This is a genomic window from Enterobacter sp. R-25, from assembly GCF_049913205.1.
Lineage (GTDB): Bacteria > Pseudomonadota > Gammaproteobacteria > Enterobacterales > Enterobacteriaceae > Enterobacter > Enterobacter ludwigii.
Genome location: NZ_CP183982.1, coordinates 4,487,774 through 4,507,248 on the forward strand (window position 1 = coordinate 4,487,774; position 19,475 = coordinate 4,507,248).

Sequence of the window (19,475 nt, forward strand, 5' to 3'; positions counted from 1 at the left end):
GCGCTGTGCATATGCGATCTAGAATGGGGATAAGTGTAGAGGATTTCAATGCCAGACGTTGCGCTTTCGCGGCAGGATAAACTTTTCTGTATACTGTGGCGATACGCTCTATTTTTGCCCGATGGCGCTACGCTTATCAGGCCTACGTTTACTACCTGGAACACAATCATTCATGCTCAGTTATCGCCACAGCTTTCACGCAGGCAACCACGCCGACGTCCTTAAACACACCGTTCAGAGCCTGATCATTGAATCACTTAAAGAGAAAGATAAACCGTTTCTCTATCTGGACACCCACGCGGGCGCGGGACGTTATCAGCTGAGCGGCGAACATGCCGAACGCACCGGGGAATACCTGGAAGGGATCGCCCGCATCTGGCAGCAGGACGACCTGCCGGCAGAGCTGGAGCCCTACATTGGTGTGGTGAATCATTTTAACCGCAACGGCCAGCTGCGCTACTACCCTGGCTCGCCGTTGATTGCCCGCCAGCTGCTGCGCGAGCAGGACAGCCTTCAGCTGACCGAGCTGCACCCAAGCGACTTCCCGCTACTGCGTTCTGAATTCCAGAAAGACAGCCGCGCCCGTGTGGAAAAGGCGGATGGCTACCAGCAGCTGAAGGCCAAACTGCCGCCGGTATCCCGTCGCGGTCTGGTGCTGATCGACCCGCCTTATGAGATCAAAACCGACTATCAGGCGGTAGTGAGCGGTATTAACGACGGCTACAAACGCTTTGCAACGGGCACCTATGCCCTGTGGTATCCGGTGGTGCTGCGTGCGCAAATTAAACGCATGATCAAAGACCTGGAAGCGACCGGTATCCGCAAAATTCTGCAAATTGAACTGGCCGTGCGCCCGGACAGCGACCAGCGCGGCATGACCGCTTCCGGCATGATTGTGATCAACCCGCCATGGAAGCTCGAAGCGCAGATGAACAACGTGCTGCCATGGCTGCACAAGACGCTGGTGCCGGCCGGAACGGGCCATGCCACCGTCAGTTGGATCGTGCCGGAGTAATCGCAGTCATCGGTGGAAACTATTGATTTCAGGTATACAATCGCGGCAATTCACGATTAAGGATAAAAGCTATGACTAAGCATTATGACTACATCGCAATCGGCGGCGGCAGCGGCGGCATCGCCTCCATCAACCGCGCGGCCATGTATGGCCAGAAATGTGCGCTGATCGAAGCCAAAGCGCTGGGCGGCACCTGCGTCAACGTGGGTTGTGTACCGAAGAAAGTGATGTGGCATGCGGCCCAAATCCGTGAAGCAATCCATATGTATGGCCCGGATTACGGCTTTGACACCACCCTCAATAACTTTGACTGGAACAAGCTGATCGCCAGCCGTACAGCCTATATCGACCGTATTCATACCTCGTACGACAATGTGCTGGGCAAGAACAACGTCGATGTTATTCATGGTTTTGCGCGCTTTATTGATGCGAAGACGATCGACGTTAACGGTGAGACGATCACTGCCGATCACATCCTGATCGCGACCGGCGGGCGTCCGAGCCACCCGGATATTCCCGGTGTGGAATACGGTATCGACTCCGACGGTTTCTTCGAGCTGCCTGCTCTGCCAGAACGTGTTGCCGTGGTGGGCGCGGGATACATCGCCGTAGAACTGGCCGGTGTGATTAATGGCCTGGGCGCAGAAACGCACCTGTTCGTGCGTAAACACGCGCCGCTGCGCAACTTTGACCCGCTGATCGTCGATACGCTGGTCGAAGTGATGAATACCGAAGGCCCAACGCTGCACACCCACGCCGTGCCAAAAGCGGTCGTGAAAAATGCAGACGGTAGCCTGACGCTTGAGCTGGAAGATGGCCGTAGCCAGACCGTGGATTGCCTGATCTGGGCGATTGGTCGTGAACCGGCTAACGACAACTTCAACCTGGCGGCGACGGGCGTTAAAACCGATGAGAAAGGGTATATCGTTGTCGATAAATTCCAGAACACCAGCGTTCCGGGCATTTACGCGGTGGGCGATAACACCGGTGCGGTCGAACTGACGCCGGTTGCGGTTGCCGCGGGCCGTCGCCTCTCTGAGCGTCTGTTTAACAACAAACCGGAAGAGCATCTGGACTACAGTAACATTCCGACCGTGGTCTTCAGCCACCCGCCAATCGGCACAGTGGGCTTAACAGAACCTCAGGCGCGCGAGCAGTATGGCGACGACCAGGTGAAAGTGTATAAATCCGCGTTCACCGCGATGTATACCGCCGTCACCTCTCACCGTCAGCCATGCCGCATGAAGCTGGTCTGCGTGGGTCCGGAAGAGAAGATTGTCGGTATCCACGGCATTGGCTTTGGCATGGACGAGATCCTGCAGGGCTTCGCCGTGGCGCTCAAAATGGGTGCCACCAAGAAAGACTTCGATAACACCGTTGCGATCCACCCGACAGCGGCCGAAGAATTTGTCACCATGCGTTAAGCAAAATGCCCCTCTGCGGAGGGGCGTTTGTTTCAGACATAAATCGTTGCACAACGAATGCTCTGAATTATTTGCCCCATAAATCTTTCTAAAAATCCATTTTAGTCTTTATTTTTCAGGCACTTGATGTTTTAACTCAGCAAATACCCCGCGCTTAAAAACGTGATCAACCGCACATTTCCCTCAGCCAACACCGAAGCGAATGTCTACGCTTATAAGACGCCCGGAAAAAACTGTTATTTTGAACACACAACCGGAGGTCCTTATCGCCATGTTCAACCAGAAACTACAGGCTGCCGAGAACATCGAGTTCGAGATTGCAGAAGAGCTGCGCTACGAGACCGATCCCTGCGAGTTAAAACTGGATGAAATGATTGAGGCGGAGCCGGAACCCGAAATGATTGAGGGGCTACCCGCCTCTGATGCTCTGACGCCCGCCGATCGCTATCTGGAACTGTTCGAGCACGTGCAGTCGACACGGCTGTTTGCGGACAGCAAAACCTTCCCCGACTGTGCCCCGAAGATGGATCCTCTGGATATTCTGATCCGCTATCGCAAGGTCAGGCGCCACCGGGATTTCGACCTGCGCCGGTTCGTGGAGAACCACTTCTGGCTGCCAGAGACCTATACCACGGAATATGTCTCCGACCCCGGCCTGTCGCTAAAAGAGCACATTGACAGCCTGTGGCCCGTGCTGACGCGCGAGCCGCAGGACCACATCCCCTGGTCTTCTCTGCTGGCGCTGCCGCAGGCCTATATCGTGCCCGGCGGGCGTTTTAGTGAGACCTATTACTGGGATTCCTACTTCTCCATGCTGGGTCTGGCAGAGAGCGGACGTAACGATCTGCTGAAATGTATGGCGGATAACTTCGCGTGGTTGATTGAACGCTACGGCCATATCCCGAACGGTAACCGTACCTATTATCTCAGCCGCTCCCAGCCGCCGGTATTTGCCCTGATGGTAGAGCTGTTTGAAGAGGATGGTGTGCGCGGTGCAAAGCGCTACCTTGAACACCTCAAAATGGAGCACGCCTTCTGGATGGACGGGGCGGAATCGCTGCTGCTTAATCAGGCCTATCGCAGCGCGGTGCGTATGCCGGATGGCTCGCTGTTAAACCGCTACTGGGACGATCGTGACACGCCGCGTGATGAATCATGGATTGAGGATGTGGAAACCGCCCGTCACTCTGGCCGTCCGCCGAATGAGGTTTATCGCGATTTGCGCGCAGGTGCGGCCTCCGGCTGGGATTACTCCTCGCGCTGGCTGCGGGAGCCTGGCCGACTTGCCAGCATCCGCACCACGCAGTTTATCCCTATCGATTTGAACGCGTTCCTGTTCAAGCTGGAAAGCGCTATCGCCAATATTTCGGCATCGAAAGGGGATAAAGAGACCGCGGAACTGTTCCGCCAGAAAGCCAGCGATCGCCGCGCCGCGGTGAACCGGTATCTGTGGGATGACGAGAATGGCTGTTACCGTGACTACGACTGGCGCCGCGAGGTCATGGCGCTGTTCTCAGCGGCGAGCATTGTGCCGCTGTACGTTGGCATGGCGACTCACGAGCAGGCTGAACGCTTGTCGGATGCGGTAAAAGCACGTCTGCTGACGCCGGGCGGGATTCTGGCCACCGAGTACGAAACCGGCGAGCAGTGGGATAAACCCAACGGCTGGGCGCCGCTGCAGTGGATGGCGATTCAGGGCTTCAAACAGTACGGCAATGACTCGCTGGGCGATGAGATTGCCTGGAGCTGGCTGCAGACGGTGAATCATTTCTATAAAGCCCACCATAAGCTGATTGAGAAATATCACATCGCCAGCAGTACGCCGCGCGAAGGGGGCGGGGGTGAGTACCCGCTGCAGGATGGCTTCGGCTGGACTAACGGCGTGGTACGGCGGTTGATTGGGTTGTATGGAGAGCCGTGACCTTCTGCGGTCTGATGCCCGTATTCCATCCCTCTCCTCCCGGGAGAGGGAGAAGACAGGATTAACGAATCACTTCATAAATGGCGGTCTGGATGGACTGCCATTTTTTTGTGGTGGCATCCGGCTGTGACTGTGCCCGACGCGTCGCCATATCCAGATCATGCTGCTGGCGCTTCACCACGGCAGGCACGGTGCAAAACGCCTTCAGATACTGTTTACGCATTGACGTCATGGACTCGCCATTCGACATGGCATGGCTGAGCGTGTTGATAAAGCGCCGGCACGGCTTCTGTTCCACCATGTTCTGTCGGTAGCGCAACATCAGCTCCAGAACGTCGTCATAGTCAGCCGACATCGCCTCTTCCGTCCAGGAGAGCTTCCAGTCCATCCCTCCCTGCAAAAACAGCAGCGCCACCCGGGTATCATTGCGGTTAATCGCCGAGCGGAAATTATTCTCGTCCCAGGTCACGCCCATGCGCGACAGCGTCTCGCGCGAGGAGGGGGTTTCGCGCATCTCCTGAGGCTGGGCCGTTTCTGCAACGTTCCCGGCTGCAGGCTGGGGTTTACTGCTGGTTACCAGCCAGAAGCCGCCCGCCACAATGGCAATCACCATCACGCCAACCGCCCCCCATAACGCGCCGGAAATAAGCTGCTCACGCTGTTCTGGCGTGCGCGGTGCGCGCTGGGTCGGTTTTTCAATCGTGTCACGAACCTCAAAGAGATCCCCGCCGGTCACACGATCCATTTTCTGCGCCTTTTCCCAGAAAGCATGCAGCTCGCTGGCATCCACCGCCATCAGTCCGGCCGGGTTGACGCGGGTTCTCCCCTCTTCAAAAGCACGTTGAACCGGTCGGGTGATCTGCGTGTAGTAGTTATCCAGCAGCTGGATTTGCGCCGAACTTAACGCTTTCTGCACGGTAATATTGTTGCGGATTTGCCGAATATCATCGAGGAAGGTTTGCAGGGTTTTCCGCGGTTCCACCATCAGCGTGAGCATTGACGGATCGCTAAACAGCGAGGCGTAGTAGCGGCTGAACTCTTTTTTATCCACCAGCATCTGTGCCAGCTCACTGAACATCATGCCGCTCAGCACATCATTGATGTCACCAAGCTTCAGCCAGCGCCGCACGCGGTCCGCGTTAAACAGGGTTTTAAGATGGTTATTCAGCCGCACCTGATCGGGCCAGGCCTGCTGGATCAGCCCTTTTATCATCAACTCAATCGTACGCACCTGCTTGTGCGCCTGTTGTTGCTGGAGTTCACTGCCAGGCGCCACTTCGGTGCTGTAGGTCAGAAGAGGCTGCTGCAAACGAAGGTGCTCCAGGGTGGTCACAAACCGCATCGCGGCAATCAGCTGATTTTCACTGACATCCTGACCGCTTTCGTACTGAGGAACACGCTGCTGAAGCAGACGCAATTGCAGCGTGAATTCGGACATCTCCGCGTCATTCAAATTGAGCGTCTTCGCAACCGCATTCCAGCCCCCCAGGCCTAAACGCGCGCTGTCCAGTTGTTCCAGAAACCAGCGTGGATCTTTTCCCTCAGAAACATGTACATTCAGGAGAAGTAAAATTTCAACCGAGGCCTGGCGAATAACCGCCAGACAGTGTTCGAACTGTTCGCGGATAGGGTGTGCTGTGCTGAGAGTCATTGTTTTCCTTAAGCGACAACGAAGACAACCAGAATGGGCCCGTAATGGCCGTTTTTCTTTTTATTTATACGAGGTTAACCATACCTGACTTTCTGTTGAAATAAAGTGACACCACGAAAATCATTTTAAATGTTTCAGGAGAATCTGAATGCCTGTCTTAACGACATCGCGTCTTATCTGTTCACCGCTGCAAGACCATGACTGGCCCTTTTTCCTGGCGTTGCAGCACGACCCCGAGGTGATGCGTTTTGTCGCGGAAGATCGCCCCGTGGAGGCGATCCGCGAGGCGTTCGAATCTCGTCTGACGCCCTGGACGCCGGGCAGCGCGCACTGGCTTTGCCTCGTTGTGCGTGACGCCACCTCCGGCGTACCGCTCGGCGTCACCGGTTATATTCATCGCGATGACGATTGCGCGGAAGTGGGTTTTCTTTTTGCACCTGCGGCCCAGGGGAAAGGCTACGGCTTCGAATCGCTGCAGGCGCTGTGCGGTTACGCCTTTCATCAGGGCGGCATACGCCGCCTCACCGCCACCGTCACGGCGGGGAATATCGCCTCCAGACGCCTGCTGGAAAAAACGGGCTTTCGTCTGGAGGGCGAGCTACGCGAGAGTTATTACCTTGGCGGACAATGGCATAATGACTGGCTGTTCGGTTTATTGCAGCAGGAATATCTCAGCAATCATTCCTGATCTATAGCCATTTGGCGGATATTTCGCGTGCGTCGTTTCCTCTACAATATTGCCATTAAGAGGAAACGAATATGAAAGGTCATGCGCTGAAGACATCTTCTGCCGCCATTGCGTTAATAAAAAAACACCAGGGGCTTTCTCTGGAGAAATATCGTGATGAAAACGGTTTATGGGTTATTGGCTATGGCCATGTTATTCGCCAGGGCGAATGTTTTCAGCGTCTTATCACGCCGCTACAGGCTGAATATTTACTTCACGATGATATTCAGCTGTGCGAAACGCTGCTGCGGGAAAAATTTAAACGCCCGTTAACCCAACAGCAGCACGACGCGCTGGTGTTAATGATGCTCAGTTTCGGTGAGACGACCTCACTCCCGACCGCAATTCTTCAGGCCGTCGCCCGGGTATAGTACATCGCGGCCTGGGTTCTGTTTTTCACCTCCAGGCGGCGGAAAAGCGCTTCCAGGTGCGCTTTCACCGTGGCGGCGCTGATGTTGAGATTGCGCCCGATCTCTTTATTGGACTCCCCCGCCGCCAGTAACTTCAGGACTTCGCGCTGGCGTTCGCTTAAGGATAATAACGCCTGCGGCGCCGACGGTTGCCTCACCCACTCACCGGGGAAGCACACCATTCCTCGGGAGACCGAATCCAGCACCGCGGAAAAGCGCTCCGGGTGCGCATTGCGGGGAACAATGGCCATCACGTTTCGCTGCAGCAATTGCTCAACCCATCGGGCCTCTTTTTTAGCCAGAACCATTACCACGCGTATCGTCGGGAAACGCTGCATGATCGCTTCCAGCCAGCCGATCCCCTCATCCTCAATTAAATTCCCGTCAATCATGACGATAGCCGAGGGTGACGCTGAAATTTGCGCCCGTAAATCTTCTGCCTGACAGCTTCCCGTAATATTTATTTCCGGAATTAATTTCTGAAGACTGTGTATCGCTCCGTGAATAAACAGGGACTGCCTGTCAAACATAATTACCCGCATCGTTTTTCTCCCTCTGAGAGTCGCGAAGGGAGATTCTACAGAGGCATTATTTAAGAAAAAACTCAATGAACGGAGACGTTACAAATCCACCAGTGTTATTTATATCTCCCAGTATCTGGACACATTCAATTTGAGGATTTCCTTAAGAGGTTCCATCCCCTTAAGCGAAGGCATCACAGGAACATACCGCCTGATACTTCAATACGTTGCGCATTCATCCAGCCCAGTTTATCGCTGAGCAGCGCCGCAATGGCATCACCGATATCATCCGGCAGCCCTACGCGCCCGAGCGCCGTCTGTGATGCCAGCATCTGGTTAAGCTGCGCGTTGTCACGCACGCGTCCGCCGCCAAAGTCGGTTTCTATCGCACCGGGAGCAATGATATTGACGGAGATACCGCGCGCGCCCAGCTCTTTCGCCTGGTAGCGGGTCAGCACTTCCATCGCCCCTTTCATTGCCGCATAGGTGCCGGAACCGGATTGCGTAAAACGGGCCAGCCCGCTGGAGACGTTCAGGATCCGCCCACCGTCGTTCAGCAAGGGAAGCAAACGCTGCGTCAGGAAAAAAGGCCCTTTGAAATGGATATTCAGCGCCTCATCAAACTGGGCTTCCGTTGTCTCGGCATAGGGCGCGTACAAGCCCGTCCCGGCATTGTTTAATAAATAATCAAAGGTTTCACGCTGCCATACGGTCTTAAGGATTTCCTGAAGCTGAGCGGCAAAAAGGTCGAAACTGGCAACATCTCCGACGTTGAGCTGCAAAGCCGCCGCGTTAACGCCTTTTTGCTGAATTTCGCACACAACATCCAGCGCGTCCTGTTGGCTTCGGTTATAGGTCAGGATAATTCCCGTTCCGTCTGCTGCCAGCTTTAAGGCCGCGTTTTTACCCAGACCACGGCTACCACCTGTGACTAATGCAATACGTTCAGACATAAGAAACCTCGTTTTGACTGTTGTGGAGATTGAGAAAGAGCTTATTAGGTGATAGAAGATCAATAAAGATGTCGCAGAGCGCTTCACTGTTTCAATTGCAACAACAATGAGCTTCGTCTATGGATAAAATTCACGCAATGCAGCTGTTTGTTCGTGTCGCGGAACTGGAGAGTTTTTCCCGGGCGGCGGAGTCACTGACGCTGCCGAAAGGCAGTGTTTCGCGGCAAATTCAGGCGCTGGAAAACCGACTGGGAACCCAGCTATTGCACCGAACCACGCGTCGCGTAAGCCTGACGCAGGACGGCATGGTGTATTACGAGCGGGCAAAAGATCTTCTGACAAACCTGGATGAACTGGACGGTATGTTCCAGCATGACCCCTCCACCATCAGCGGTCGGTTACGCGTGGATATGCCCGTCAGCGTTGCTCGAAATTTAGTCATCCCCAAACTGCCTGCTTTTCTGCAGCAATATCCGGGCATCGAGCTGGAACTTAGCAGCAGCGATCGCCTGGTGGATGTTATTCGTGAAGGGTTTGATTGTGTGGTACGCGTCGGCGCGCTCAAAGACTCGGGACTTATCGCCCGCCCGCTGGGTAAGCTGTCGGTGATTAACTGCGCCAGCCCGGATTATGTCACGCGTTTTGGCTATCCGGAAACGCTGGAAGATTTGGGTTCACACGCCGTCATTCACTATGCCGCCACGCTGGGAACACGTCCCCAGGGCTTTGAATTTTATAACGGCACGTCGACGCAGTGGGTGAAGACGGGCGGGGTCTTAACCGTCAACAGCACAGAAACGTATCAGGCGGCGTGCATCGCCGGACTGGGTATTATCCAGGTGCCGCGCGTTGGCGTGCGTGACGCTCTGCGCACCAGGAAGTTGATTGAAGTTCTCCCGCAGTACCGGGCGGAACCGATGCCGGTATCGCTGATTTATCCCCACCGGCGCAACCTCTCCCGTCGGGTACATCTGTTTATGGAGTGGCTGACTGCACTCACAAAAGCTTACGTGGATTAGTCGCAAGCTATAATTCAATAACATCCAGCCAAACGAAAAGGAAAAGTCGCGTGACGCCGGAAAACAACCCGCAACGACCTACCCAACATTTAGATTACGAACCCATCCAGAAGATGGAAACCGGGCCCGAAGAAGTAAAAATGCCAGGCACCGCCAGCAAAGCGCTGGGGACTGTCACCAGCCTGGCAGAGCGGATACAGCAGTTCCCCATGATTGCGCACCTGATACGCGCGACAGAGCGGTTTAATGACCGCATGGGTAACCAGTTTGGGGCTGCCATCACCTATTTCTCTTTTTTATCGATGATCCCGATCCTGATGGTGTCTTTTGCCGCAGCCGGTTTTGTGCTCGCGTCACACCCAACGCTGCTGCAGGATATCTTCAATAAAATCCTGAATAACGTCAGTGATCCGACCCTCGCCACCACGCTCAAAAACACCATTAATACCGCCGTACAGCAACGTACGACGGTCGGTATCGTCGGTCTGTTGATTGCCCTTTACTCCGGGATTAACTGGATGGGCAACCTCCGCGAGGCCATTCGTGCCCAGTCGCGTGAGGTGTGGGAGCGTAAGCCTCAGGACCAGGAGAAAATCTGGGTTAAGTATCTTCGCGACTTTGTTTCGCTGATTGGCCTGCTCGTCGCGCTGATTGTGACGCTCTCCATCACCTCTGTCGCCGGTTCGGCGCAGCAGATGATTATCTCTGCGCTCTATCTGGATTACATCGAATGGCTGAAGCCCGCGTGGCGCGGCATTGGACTGGCTATTTCCATCTTCGCCAACTATCTGCTGTTCTTCTGGATCTTCTGGCGCTTGCCCCGCCATCGTCCGCGTAAGAAGGCGCTGATCCGCGGCACATTGATTGCGGCGATAGGCTTTGAAGTGATCAAAATTGTGATGACTTACACTCTGCCATCGCTGGTGAAATCCCCTTCTGGCGCGGCGTTTGGCTCGGTGCTGGGGCTGATGGCGTTCTTCTACTTCTTCGCCCGCCTGACCTTGTTCTGCGCGGCATGGATTGCCACCGCCGAGTACAAAGACGACCCGCGAATGCCGGGTAAAACACACCGATAACGTCTCTCCCGGGCTGAAACTTCAGCCCGATTCATCATTTCAGCATATAAATCCAGTCCGTAACTTTTATTTAACCAAAAACCAGTTTTATCAGCTGATATCTGAAAACTGTGAAGCATTTCATGGAAGTGTTTTGTCTGGCCTGAACATTATCCGCTTTTTGTTGCTTTTATCACCAGCGCGCGGCTTTGTTACAGATTGAAATGTCGCTTTTGCTGTGCGTAATATGGCCTTTCGTCCGACTAAAAATAAGAAAATATTATGCAAGCAACAGCCACAACACTCGACTCCGGTGCGGAAACCGCGCCGGTTAACTCGCGAAACAAAGTTGTCGTCGCCTCGCTGATTGGCACCGCCATTGAGTTCTTCGACTTTTACATTTATGCCACCGCAGCGGTCATTGTCTTCCCGCATATTTTCTTCCCGCAGGGTGACCCGACGGCAGCTACGCTGCAGTCTCTGGCTACCTTTGCGATCGCGTTTGTTGCGCGTCCGATTGGCTCTGCCCTGTTTGGACACTTCGGCGATCGCATCGGCCGTAAGGTCACGCTGGTGGCCTCGCTGCTGACGATGGGGATCTCCACCGTCGCTATCGGCTTGCTGCCTACCTACGAAACCATTGGTATTCTGGCCCCGATGCTGCTGGCGCTGGCGCGTTTTGGTCAGGGTCTGGGGCTGGGCGGTGAATGGGGGGGTGCGGCGCTGCTGGCCACGGAGAACGCACCGGCACGCAAACGCGCGCTGTACGGTTCATTCCCGCAGCTTGGCGCACCGATTGGCTTCTTCTTTGCGAACGGGACTTTCCTGCTGCTCTCCTGGCTGCTGACGGACGAACAGTTCATGAGCTGGGGCTGGCGTATTCCGTTCGTCTTCTCCGCCGTGCTGGTGCTGATTGGCCTGTATGTCCGCGTGTCACTTCACGAAACGCCGGTTTTCGCTAAAGTTGCCGCCGCGAAAAAACAGGTAAAAGTGCCGCTGGGTACGCTGCTGACTAAACACGTCCGCGTGACGGTACTGGGCACGTTTATCATGCTCGCGACCTACACGCTGTTCTATATCATGACGGTCTATTCAATGACGTTCAGCACCGCCGCCGCGCCGGTTGGGCTCGGCCTGCCGCGTAACGAAGTGCTGTGGATGTTGATGATGGCGGTCATTGGGTTTGGCGTCATGGTGCCGATTGCCGGCCTGCTGGCGGATAAGTTTGGTCGTCGCTCAAGCATGATTGTTATTACCACGCTGATCATTCTGTTTGCCCTGTTCGTCTTCCCGCCGCTGCTGGGTTCAGGTAGCCCTGCGCTGGTGATGGCGTACCTGCTCATTGGTCTTAGCCTGATGGGCCTGACCTTCGGCCCGATGGGCGCGCTGCTGCCAGAGCTGTTCCCGACGGAAGTGCGTTATACCGGTGCGTCGTTCTCCTATAACGTTGCCTCTATTCTGGGTGCGTCCGTTGCGCCTTATATCGCCACCTGGCTGCAGGCAAATTATGGCCTGTTCTACGTGGGCGTTTACCTGGCCGCCATGGCAGCGTTGACGCTGATTGCCCTGCTGCTGACCCACGAGACAAAGCACCAGTCTCTGTAATTCACCGCGGCCTGATACCCTCTCCCCCAGGGAGAGGGTAAAGGTCCCGAAAGCCGTACGTTATTTTTTCATCTGCGACAAAATGTTCCGGCACTGATTCGCATCCCCTTCTGACGGCGAAATTAACGCCAACAGCGCCGCCGCTGGCGTAACCAGCGTCGCGAGTGCTGCCGCCACCGCGCCGCGCGCAATCAGCGGACCGGGTTTTACACCCGCCTGCGGATTTTTAAAGGTCCCACGCACGTAGAGCGGCGAACGCAGGGTGATGATACGAATCCCCTTACTTTCCGGATCGATGGTTAAATCAAGCTGCTCGGAGGCCATACTGGCGGTGCCGGTCACGTTGATGACCGCGTTCTCCGTATCGAAGGCAAAAATCTGCGGGCGCGCCACGCCGTTGACCAGATCCAGGTTGGCCGCCGCACAGTTCACCCGCACCTCATCATCACCGAAGATTTGCCCGATGACGTAGTTCCCGACGTTCAGCCCCAGGATCTCCATCAGGTTACGGCTCACCAGCCCGTCATTCATCAGAAGCTTCAGGTTACCGTTACTGCTCCCGAGCAGTGCAGCCACGGAATTCCCCACGCCGCGGATATCGGCATCGCCGTTCATTTCACCCAGGGTTTTCTGCATCAATTCCACGTTCGGCATCAGCTCTTTCAGTTTGAGCCGGCGGGCCTTGATATCGGCACGCCCCTGCATCGGCTTTTTATCGCCTTCGAGGTGAATGTTCGATGAGAGGGTCCCACCCGCCATACCAAACTTCAGCGGCTGCAGGCGTAAATCGGCATTTTTAAGCAGGATATGGGTCGAAAGATTGCTGATCGGCAGCGTACTGCCATGTTCGATTTTGCCCCCTTTAAAGCGAACATCCGCATCCATTACGTCCCACTTATCGGTCTCAAAGCGATCGTAAGGCAGGACTTTCCCCGCCGGCTGGCGATCTTTCTTCACCTCTTTTGATTTCGTGCCTTTACCGGAATCAATCCCGATTAGCGGCCCCAAATCGGCCAGCCGCAGCTGGCGAGACTCCACATCGCCTTCCAGTTTCGGACGCGGTTTTCCGGTGGTGTAGGTCAACGAGCCATGGATATCGCTGTCGCCAATACGGCCATTGAAATCGCGATAATCAAATACTGACGATTTTTCCGTGTCGATTTTTGCCACCAGATGCCCGTCCGTCTCAAACGGTGGCGTATCTGGCAGCAGGACGCCAGTGAGTTCATACAGTTCACCCAGCGAATCACCGGCAAATTTCAGCCGCAGATCAACGCCGCCCATGTTCATAGGGTCGTTGACGGTCCCGGTGAAGGCCACCCGCGTGTTCCCGGAGCGGAAATCCGCCTGCACAGGAAACGGCGTCGAGTCGCTTCGGAGCGCCAGCATGCCGCCAATTTTACCGGTGCCGGTCAGGGGCTGCCCTTTGTAGCGCCCTTCGGCCTTCAGGCCGAAAACATAATCCCCGGCTTTGGCATTATCGCCCTTCGCTTTTGCGCCGGTCACTTCGCTAAACGGCAGCGGTTTGCCCAACGGATCGACCAGGATCTCGATATCAGCTTTGCTGACCTTGTCGTCGATGGCGATCCGCCCGCGATCGAAGAGAATATTGTCGAGACGGAATGACCATGATGAGGGCTGCGCATTGGGATCTTTTTCGTCGCTGCTGGCGAGATCAAACGTCCAGTTGTTGTTCTTTTCGGAAAGGCGGATCAGACGCGCATCGGGCTGCTGAACCTTGATCCACGGCAGGTAAACCGTTTTGGTCAGTAGCGCTAACGGGGCCAGCGTGGCTTCTACGCGGGGCAAATGCACCATTGTCACGTCAGGAATATCCGGCGGGTTGCCGAGAATGATGTCGTCGGCGTGGACATGCGGCCAGGGGATCCAGCTTCGCCAGCCGGTCTCCTCTTTCTGGCGTTCCCACACCACCCCGAGATCGCCGCGTATGGCGAAGGGGCGATTGAGTTCGGTGGAGACTTTCTGGTTGATGGTCGGCTTAAGGCGGTTCCAGTCAAACGTCGCGATAATGACGACGGCGACCACGATCAACAACAATAAAATCCCTGCTGTCCAGGAGATTACCCTGGTTGTTTTTGTCATTGTTATCCCCTTTCCTGATGACCTTACCTGTAAAACTATAGTTCAGACAAAGGGAAGCGGGCAGATCAGAGGATCGTTATCACGGAATCGAGGGTATCCATTGGGACCGGACGAGAGAGGAAATAGCCTTGTGCCGCCGCCGCGGGAGAATTTTGCACATCACGCCACTCTTCCAGCGTTTCCACGCCTTCCACTATCACGCCCTGGCAGTAGCGGTTCATCAGCTGTAATAACAGCGTAAACAGGTTCCGCCCTTCCGGGGTCTGGCGCAGCATAATGAACAGGTCGCGGGCCACTTTAATGTAGTCGTAACGCACTTCGCTGAGGGCAGAGAAGTTCGCCATCCCGGTGCCAAAGTCATCCAGCCACAGCGGGCCGAATTCGCACATCGAGGCAAATGATGAGTCCTGTGGCAGACGAACATGCTCCACCAGCTCAAAGCGCATCCACGGTAAGGAGGCGATCAGCTCCTGTAATTTCGCGTTCTGGCGCAGCGCCAGCAAGGTGGGTCCATCGACGTTGACCGAGGCGAGGATGGCGTGCTGTTCGAAAAAGGCCTGTTTGGTTGCCAGCATACGGAGCTGTTCTTCCAGCACATCCAGGCGCTGGCGCACGGCAACTTCGGCAAAATAGCGGTCCGGTGCGATACGCTGTGAGGGGTTTGACGGGTGCGTCACGACGGTCAAAATTTCAATAGCCATCAGTCGACCGTCCGTTCGGTAGATCGGCTGATAAGTGTACGCACGCTCACATTGCAGCCAGTAGCGATGCTCCTGCAAGTTCTCAATACTTGCCTCAGGCGTAGTGCTCAGCCGCTGGATAACCTGCTCTGACTTCATTTCAGATGTCCTGTTGTTGGATGGCCTTTCTGGACTCGTCAAAGGGTTATCGGCCCGGCAATTGAGAACTTTATGTTCAATTCACCGGGAAAATGAAATTAAGCGGGCAGAAATTAACAGGAACACGCGCTGGCTCAAATAAAATAATGGAACGTCGTTTTAATATAGTTGACCGCATAATTCACTCAGCGCACACTACCGAAAATTACTCTGTTCAGGTTCACGACTATGACCAAGAAAATTGCCGTGATTGGCGAATGCATGATTGAGCTGTCACAAAAAGGCGCGGAAGTCAGCCGCGGTTTTGGTGGCGATACGTTAAACACCTCCGTTTATATTGCCCGTCAGGTTGCCCCTGAGGCCCTTACCGTGAACTACGTCACCGCCCTGGGGACGGACAGTTTCAGCCAGCAAATGCTGGAAGCCTGGCAGAGTGAGCAGGTGGACACCTCGCTGATACAGCGTATGGAAAACCGCCTGCCGGGGCTTTACTACATTGAAACCGACGATACCGGCGAGCGGACCTTCTACTACTGGCGTAACGAAGCCGCGGCCAAATTCTGGCTGGAGAGCGACGATGCGGCTGCCATCTGCGAAGCGTTAGCCACCTTTGATTATCTTTATCTGAGCGGGATTAGCCTGGCTATTTTAAGCTCAGCCAGCCGTGAAAAGCTGCTGTCGTTACTGCGTGAATGCCGCGCCAATGGCGGCAAGGTTATTTTCGATAATAACTACCGTCCGCGCCTGTGGGCCAGCCGTGAAGAGACGCAGCAGGTTTATCAGCAGATACTGCAATGCACCGATATCGCCTTCCTGACGCTCGATGATGAAGATGCGCTGTGGGGTGAGAAACCCGTTGATGAGGTGATTGCGCGTACGCAGGCCGCCGGCGTAAGTGAAGTGGTGATTAAGCGCGGGGCTGATTCGTGTCTGGTCGCCATCGAAGGTGAAGCCGTCATCGACGTCCCTGCGGTGACGTTGCCGAAAGAGAAAGTGATTGATACGACGGCGGCGGGTGATTCATTCAGTGCGGGCTATCTGGCGGTGCGTTTGACGGGCGGGACGCCAGAAGCGGCGGCCCAGCGTGGACACCTGACGGCGAGCACCGTGATCCAGTATCGCGGGGCAATTATTCCGCGTGAGGCAATGCCACAGTAAAAACAAAACCCTCTCCGACAGGGAGAGGGTTCTGGATGAGGGGCATTACTGCCCCTGCGGGATATCCGTTGCGTCCTGATGCAAATCATCTGCCGTAGCAGCCTGCGATGGCTGCGGCGTGGAGGCCATAATGGTATTCCAGGTCGACTGAAGTTCCTTCATGTCATATTCCGGCTCGCCTTTCGGCTGCAGAAGAATCAACGCCATTTCCTGCGACAGCTGCTGACGTAAGTCCTGATTCAACATATCGACGGTCAACCCCTCCAGGAAGTCCTGACGAAGCTTCTGGTACTGCTCCGGCGCGATATCCACCACCTGATTCTGCAGTGAGCGAATACGCTGGCTGATCAGAATGTCGGTATCGGCGCGGGCATACGTTGCAAACAGCTTCTGCAGCTCAAGTTTTTTCTGCGCGACCAGCGCATTGAACTCTTCTTCCGACAGACCCTCTTTGCGCACTTTTGCCAGCTCTTTTGCCACCACGCCCAGATTCGCATTCAGCTTATCGCCCGGCGATTCAACGTTAATGGCACACTGTGCACGCTGGAACAACACGCGGCAGTCAAAGCCGAGACCGATATTCTTCACGTTATTCTTGCTGAGCGTCTGCTGAACGTGCCAGAACAGCGCTTCACGCGCCAGATCGGCACGCCAGTAGCGCAGCAGCGCCGCTGACTCACGGATTGGCTGCCAGGCGTTATCCCACATGACGGAGAGGCGGTCCTGACGAACGGTATCCGTCATAATGCTGACAGGCTCTGCGCGCAGCGGAGAGAGCGTTGGGACAGGGGCCGGTGTTTCGCGTTTGCCTTTCAGTTCGCCAAACGCTTTGTTGATCTGCTCCACCACCGCACGGCTGTCCACATTCCCCACCACGATAAGCGTCATCGCGTCCGGGGTGTACCATTTCTGGTAGAACGATTTTACCTGCTCAGCGTCCACCGGCTGTTTCAGCGGCTCGGCCGGGTCATGCCCAAGCAGCGTTGAACCCTTCAGGCGGTAACGCCACCAGCCCTCTTTGGTGTCCACAGGCCAGGTGGCAACCATGTCACTGTTGCTCAGCGCATAGTTAACGGTTTCCGGCGTAATCGCCAGATTGCCCGACGCATCGGCGAGATACGTAAGGGCTTCTTTGAGCAGGTCGTTACGGTTATTTGGCAGGCTCAGGTTGAACATGGTGTAGTCATACGAGACCACGGCCGGCGGAAGCGGGCGTTTCGGATCAATGGCCTGTTGCCAGAGCGAACGCACCTGAACTGCTTGTAAACTGCCGCTCTGCGTGAGCGCCAGTCGGGGAATAAAATGGCTAAAACCGGTTTGCTGAGTGCTTTCCGTGAGGGAGCCGGTATTAACAGACAGACGGATTTCAACACGGTCACTTGGACGTTGTGGGGTGGCTAAAACCTGCCACTGAAAACCGTTCGCTAGTGTCCCTTGTTGCCAGGCCGGGTCTGGCTGGAGCGCATCTGCCTGCACATAACTGGCTGCTGCCATCATCAGCAAACCGCCGGTTAAGAGTCGAATTTTTGTGCCCTGCATGTGAACCCCTGATCAACATTCCTGGTTAAAGAGAGTGTCTCGCGACGCGTTTCACTCTAAAAGATGACGATGAAAACACGTCGATTAGACCGCGTGTTCTACAAAACGTCACGGTCAGAAGTGAAATATACCCAAAAAAAATCTTGTCGAATTATGACAGGTACGAACAGTTATTATGCGCAGGAGCCCGCATCCCGACAAGGGAATGCGGGCATTTGTGACAATATTAAGAGGATAAACCAGGAGTTTTGCTGTCTGACTGGCGATTATTTAACGTATCGTCGAGCTTTTTGTGATCCAGCTCTTTCACCCATTTTGCCACGACTACCGTTGCCACACCGTTACCTACGAGGTTGGTTAAGGCACGGGCTTCAGACATAAAGCGGTCAATACCGAGAATCAGCGCCAGCCCCGCCACCGGCAGGTGTCCGACCGCGGAAATGGTGGCCGCCAGCACGATAAAGCCACTGCCAGTAACACCTGCGGCCCCTTTAGACGAGAGCAGGAGCACCACCAGCAGGGTAACCTGATGGAAAATGTCCATATGGCTATTGGTCGCCTGAGCGATAAACACGGCCGCCATTGTCAGGTATATCGAGGTGCCATCAAGGTTGAAGGAGTAGCCCGTCGGGATGACCAGCCCCACCACCGATTTACGGCAGCCCAGCTTTTCCATCTTATCGAGCATGCGCGGCAGGGCCGATTCGGATGAAGAGGTCCCCAGAACAATCAGCAGCTCTTCGCGGATATAACGGATAAATTTGAAAATGCTGAACCCTGCCGCGCGGGCGATTGAGCCCAGCACCACCACCACGAACAGAATACAGGTGATATAGAAGCAGATGATGAGCTGGCCCAGCTGCACCAGGGTACCCACGCCGTACTTACCGATGGTGAATGCCATCGCACCGAAGGCCCCAATAGGCGCCAGGCGCATGATCATATTGATGATGCCGAAGATGACCTGCGAGAAGCTTTCGATGACGTTAAAGATCAGCTGGCCTTTGTTGCCCAGACGGTGCAGGGCAAAGCCAAACATGACGGCAAACAGCAGCACCTGCAGAATGTTGCCGCTGGCAAATGCACCAATGACGCTGCCTGGGATAACGTCCAGCAGGAAGGCCACTACCCCCTGGTCTTTCGCCTGATCGGCATACACCGCGACCGCTTTGGCATCCAGCGTCGACGGGTCAACGTTCATCCCCGCGCCGGGCTGCACCACGTTCACGATGATAAGACCAATAATCAGCGCAAGGGTACTGACCACTTCGAAATAGAGAAGCGCCACTGCACCGGTACGGCCTACCGCCTTCATGCTTTCCATGCCAGCGATGCCCGTCACGACGGTACAGAAGATCACCGGGGCGATGACCATTTTGATGAGCTTAACGAATGCGTCGCCAAGCGGTTTCATTTGTGCGCCAAGTTCAGGGTAATAGTGACCAAGCAAAATACCGATTGCGATGGCTGTCAGGACCTGAAAATAGAGACTTTTGAAGAGTGAGGTTTTCATAGGGTGTCCTTGGGAAGAAAAA

At 55.2% G+C, this 19,475-nt stretch carries 16 protein-coding genes; 9 read left to right on the plus strand and 7 right to left on the minus strand.

What is annotated here, in order from left to right; all coding sequences use genetic code 11:
- The first annotated feature begins 172 nt into the window (after nucleotides 1-172).
- From ACN9MQ_RS21505 to ACN9MQ_RS21515, 3 genes are all read left to right on the plus strand, one after another.
- On the plus strand, nucleotides 173-1,015 hold the full coding sequence (locus tag ACN9MQ_RS21505) for a 23S rRNA (adenine(2030)-N(6))-methyltransferase RlmJ (RefSeq protein WP_020884500.1): 843 nt from the start codon (nucleotides 173-175) through the stop codon (nucleotides 1,013-1,015).
- A 71-nt stretch (nucleotides 1,016-1,086) separates the two neighbouring features.
- Nucleotides 1,087-2,439 (plus strand): glutathione-disulfide reductase, encoded by a 1,353-nt coding sequence (gorA, locus tag ACN9MQ_RS21510; protein WP_426021572.1) that lies wholly within the window; start codon nucleotides 1,087-1,089, stop codon nucleotides 2,437-2,439.
- Between the two features lie 271 nt (nucleotides 2,440-2,710).
- On the plus strand, nucleotides 2,711-4,360 hold the full coding sequence (locus ACN9MQ_RS21515) for an alpha,alpha-trehalase (protein ID WP_020884498.1): 1,650 nt from the start codon (nucleotides 2,711-2,713) through the stop codon (nucleotides 4,358-4,360).
- Between the two features lie 61 nt (nucleotides 4,361-4,421).
- Here ACN9MQ_RS21515 and ACN9MQ_RS21520 read toward each other — a convergent pair whose 3' ends face one another.
- Nucleotides 4,422-6,011 carry an STY4199 family HEPN domain-containing protein gene (locus ACN9MQ_RS21520; protein WP_422714506.1) on the minus strand — a complete coding sequence of 530 codons (1,590 nt, stop codon included), beginning with the start codon at nucleotides 6,009-6,011 and terminating at the stop codon, nucleotides 4,422-4,424.
- A 148-nt stretch (nucleotides 6,012-6,159) separates the two neighbouring features.
- On the opposite strand from ACN9MQ_RS21520, the gene ACN9MQ_RS21525 reads away from it, so the two are divergent.
- Both ACN9MQ_RS21525 and ACN9MQ_RS21530 read left to right on the plus strand, forming a co-directional pair.
- Nucleotides 6,160-6,699 carry a GNAT family N-acetyltransferase gene (locus ACN9MQ_RS21525; RefSeq protein ID WP_148576910.1) on the plus strand — a complete coding sequence of 180 codons (540 nt, stop codon included), beginning with the start codon at nucleotides 6,160-6,162 and terminating at the stop codon, nucleotides 6,697-6,699.
- Nucleotides 6,700-6,770: 71 nt separating this feature from the next.
- The gene (locus ACN9MQ_RS21530; protein WP_426021573.1) at nucleotides 6,771-7,109 is read left to right on the plus strand and encodes a lysozyme; all 339 of its coding nucleotides are present in this window, start codon (nucleotides 6,771-6,773) and stop codon (nucleotides 7,107-7,109) included.
- On the opposite strand, the gene ACN9MQ_RS21535 is transcribed toward ACN9MQ_RS21530, so the two are convergent.
- Together ACN9MQ_RS21535 and ACN9MQ_RS21540 are read right to left on the minus strand one after the other, a co-directional pair.
- Nucleotides 7,088-7,690: a response regulator transcription factor gene (locus tag ACN9MQ_RS21535; protein WP_150344207.1), complete on the minus strand. Its 603-nt coding sequence runs from the start codon at nucleotides 7,688-7,690 to the stop codon at nucleotides 7,088-7,090. The genes ACN9MQ_RS21530 and ACN9MQ_RS21535 overlap by 22 nt on opposite strands.
- Nucleotides 7,691-7,863: 173 nt before the next feature.
- Nucleotides 7,864-8,622 carry an SDR family NAD(P)-dependent oxidoreductase gene (locus ACN9MQ_RS21540; RefSeq protein ID WP_252070182.1) on the minus strand — a complete coding sequence of 253 codons (759 nt, stop codon included), beginning with the start codon at nucleotides 8,620-8,622 and terminating at the stop codon, nucleotides 7,864-7,866.
- A 119-nt stretch (nucleotides 8,623-8,741) separates the two neighbouring features.
- Between ACN9MQ_RS21540 and ACN9MQ_RS21545 the strand changes: the two genes are divergently transcribed.
- The 3 genes from ACN9MQ_RS21545 (at nucleotide 8,742) to ACN9MQ_RS21555 (ending at nucleotide 12,301) form a co-directional block, all read left to right on the plus strand.
- Nucleotides 8,742-9,641, plus strand: coding sequence for a LysR family transcriptional regulator (locus ACN9MQ_RS21545; RefSeq protein ID WP_014172080.1), 900 nt, complete (start codon nucleotides 8,742-8,744; stop codon nucleotides 9,639-9,641).
- Nucleotides 9,642-9,691: 50 nt separating this feature from the next.
- Nucleotides 9,692-10,717: an inner membrane protein YhjD gene (gene yhjD / locus ACN9MQ_RS21550; protein ID WP_020884492.1), complete on the plus strand. Its 1,026-nt coding sequence runs from the start codon at nucleotides 9,692-9,694 to the stop codon at nucleotides 10,715-10,717.
- A 261-nt stretch (nucleotides 10,718-10,978) separates the two neighbouring features.
- Nucleotides 10,979-12,301, plus strand: coding sequence for an MFS transporter (locus tag ACN9MQ_RS21555; protein ID WP_014172082.1), 1,323 nt, complete (start codon nucleotides 10,979-10,981; stop codon nucleotides 12,299-12,301).
- Nucleotides 12,302-12,361: 60 nt separating this feature from the next.
- Here the strand turns inward: ACN9MQ_RS21555 and ACN9MQ_RS21560 are convergent, their stop codons facing one another.
- Entirely contained in the window at nucleotides 12,362-14,404 is a 2,043-nt protein-coding gene (locus ACN9MQ_RS21560; protein WP_426021574.1) for an AsmA family protein, read from the minus strand.
- 65 nt (nucleotides 14,405-14,469) lie between these two features.
- A complete protein-coding gene (gene pdeH, locus ACN9MQ_RS21565; RefSeq protein ID WP_020884490.1) occupies nucleotides 14,470-15,243 on the minus strand; it encodes a cyclic-guanylate-specific phosphodiesterase in 774 nt (257 codons plus the stop codon).
- Between the two features lie 228 nt (nucleotides 15,244-15,471).
- Here pdeH and ACN9MQ_RS21570 point away from each other — a divergent pair, with 228 nt between their 5' ends.
- On the plus strand, nucleotides 15,472-16,401 hold the full coding sequence (locus tag ACN9MQ_RS21570; RefSeq protein ID WP_020884489.1) for a sugar kinase: 930 nt from the start codon (nucleotides 15,472-15,474) through the stop codon (nucleotides 16,399-16,401).
- A 45-nt stretch (nucleotides 16,402-16,446) separates the two neighbouring features.
- Here ACN9MQ_RS21570 and ACN9MQ_RS21575 read toward each other — a convergent pair whose 3' ends face one another.
- Both ACN9MQ_RS21575 and ACN9MQ_RS21580 read right to left on the minus strand, forming a co-directional pair.
- Nucleotides 16,447-17,940, minus strand: a complete 1,494-nt coding sequence (locus tag ACN9MQ_RS21575) for a M16 family metallopeptidase (RefSeq protein ID WP_025202804.1) — start codon at nucleotides 17,938-17,940, stop codon at nucleotides 16,447-16,449.
- Nucleotides 17,941-18,166: 226 nt separating this feature from the next.
- Nucleotides 18,167-19,453: a dicarboxylate/amino acid:cation symporter gene (locus ACN9MQ_RS21580; protein ID WP_014172087.1), complete on the minus strand. Its 1,287-nt coding sequence runs from the start codon at nucleotides 19,451-19,453 to the stop codon at nucleotides 18,167-18,169.
- Nucleotides 19,454-19,475 lie beyond the last annotated feature (22 nt).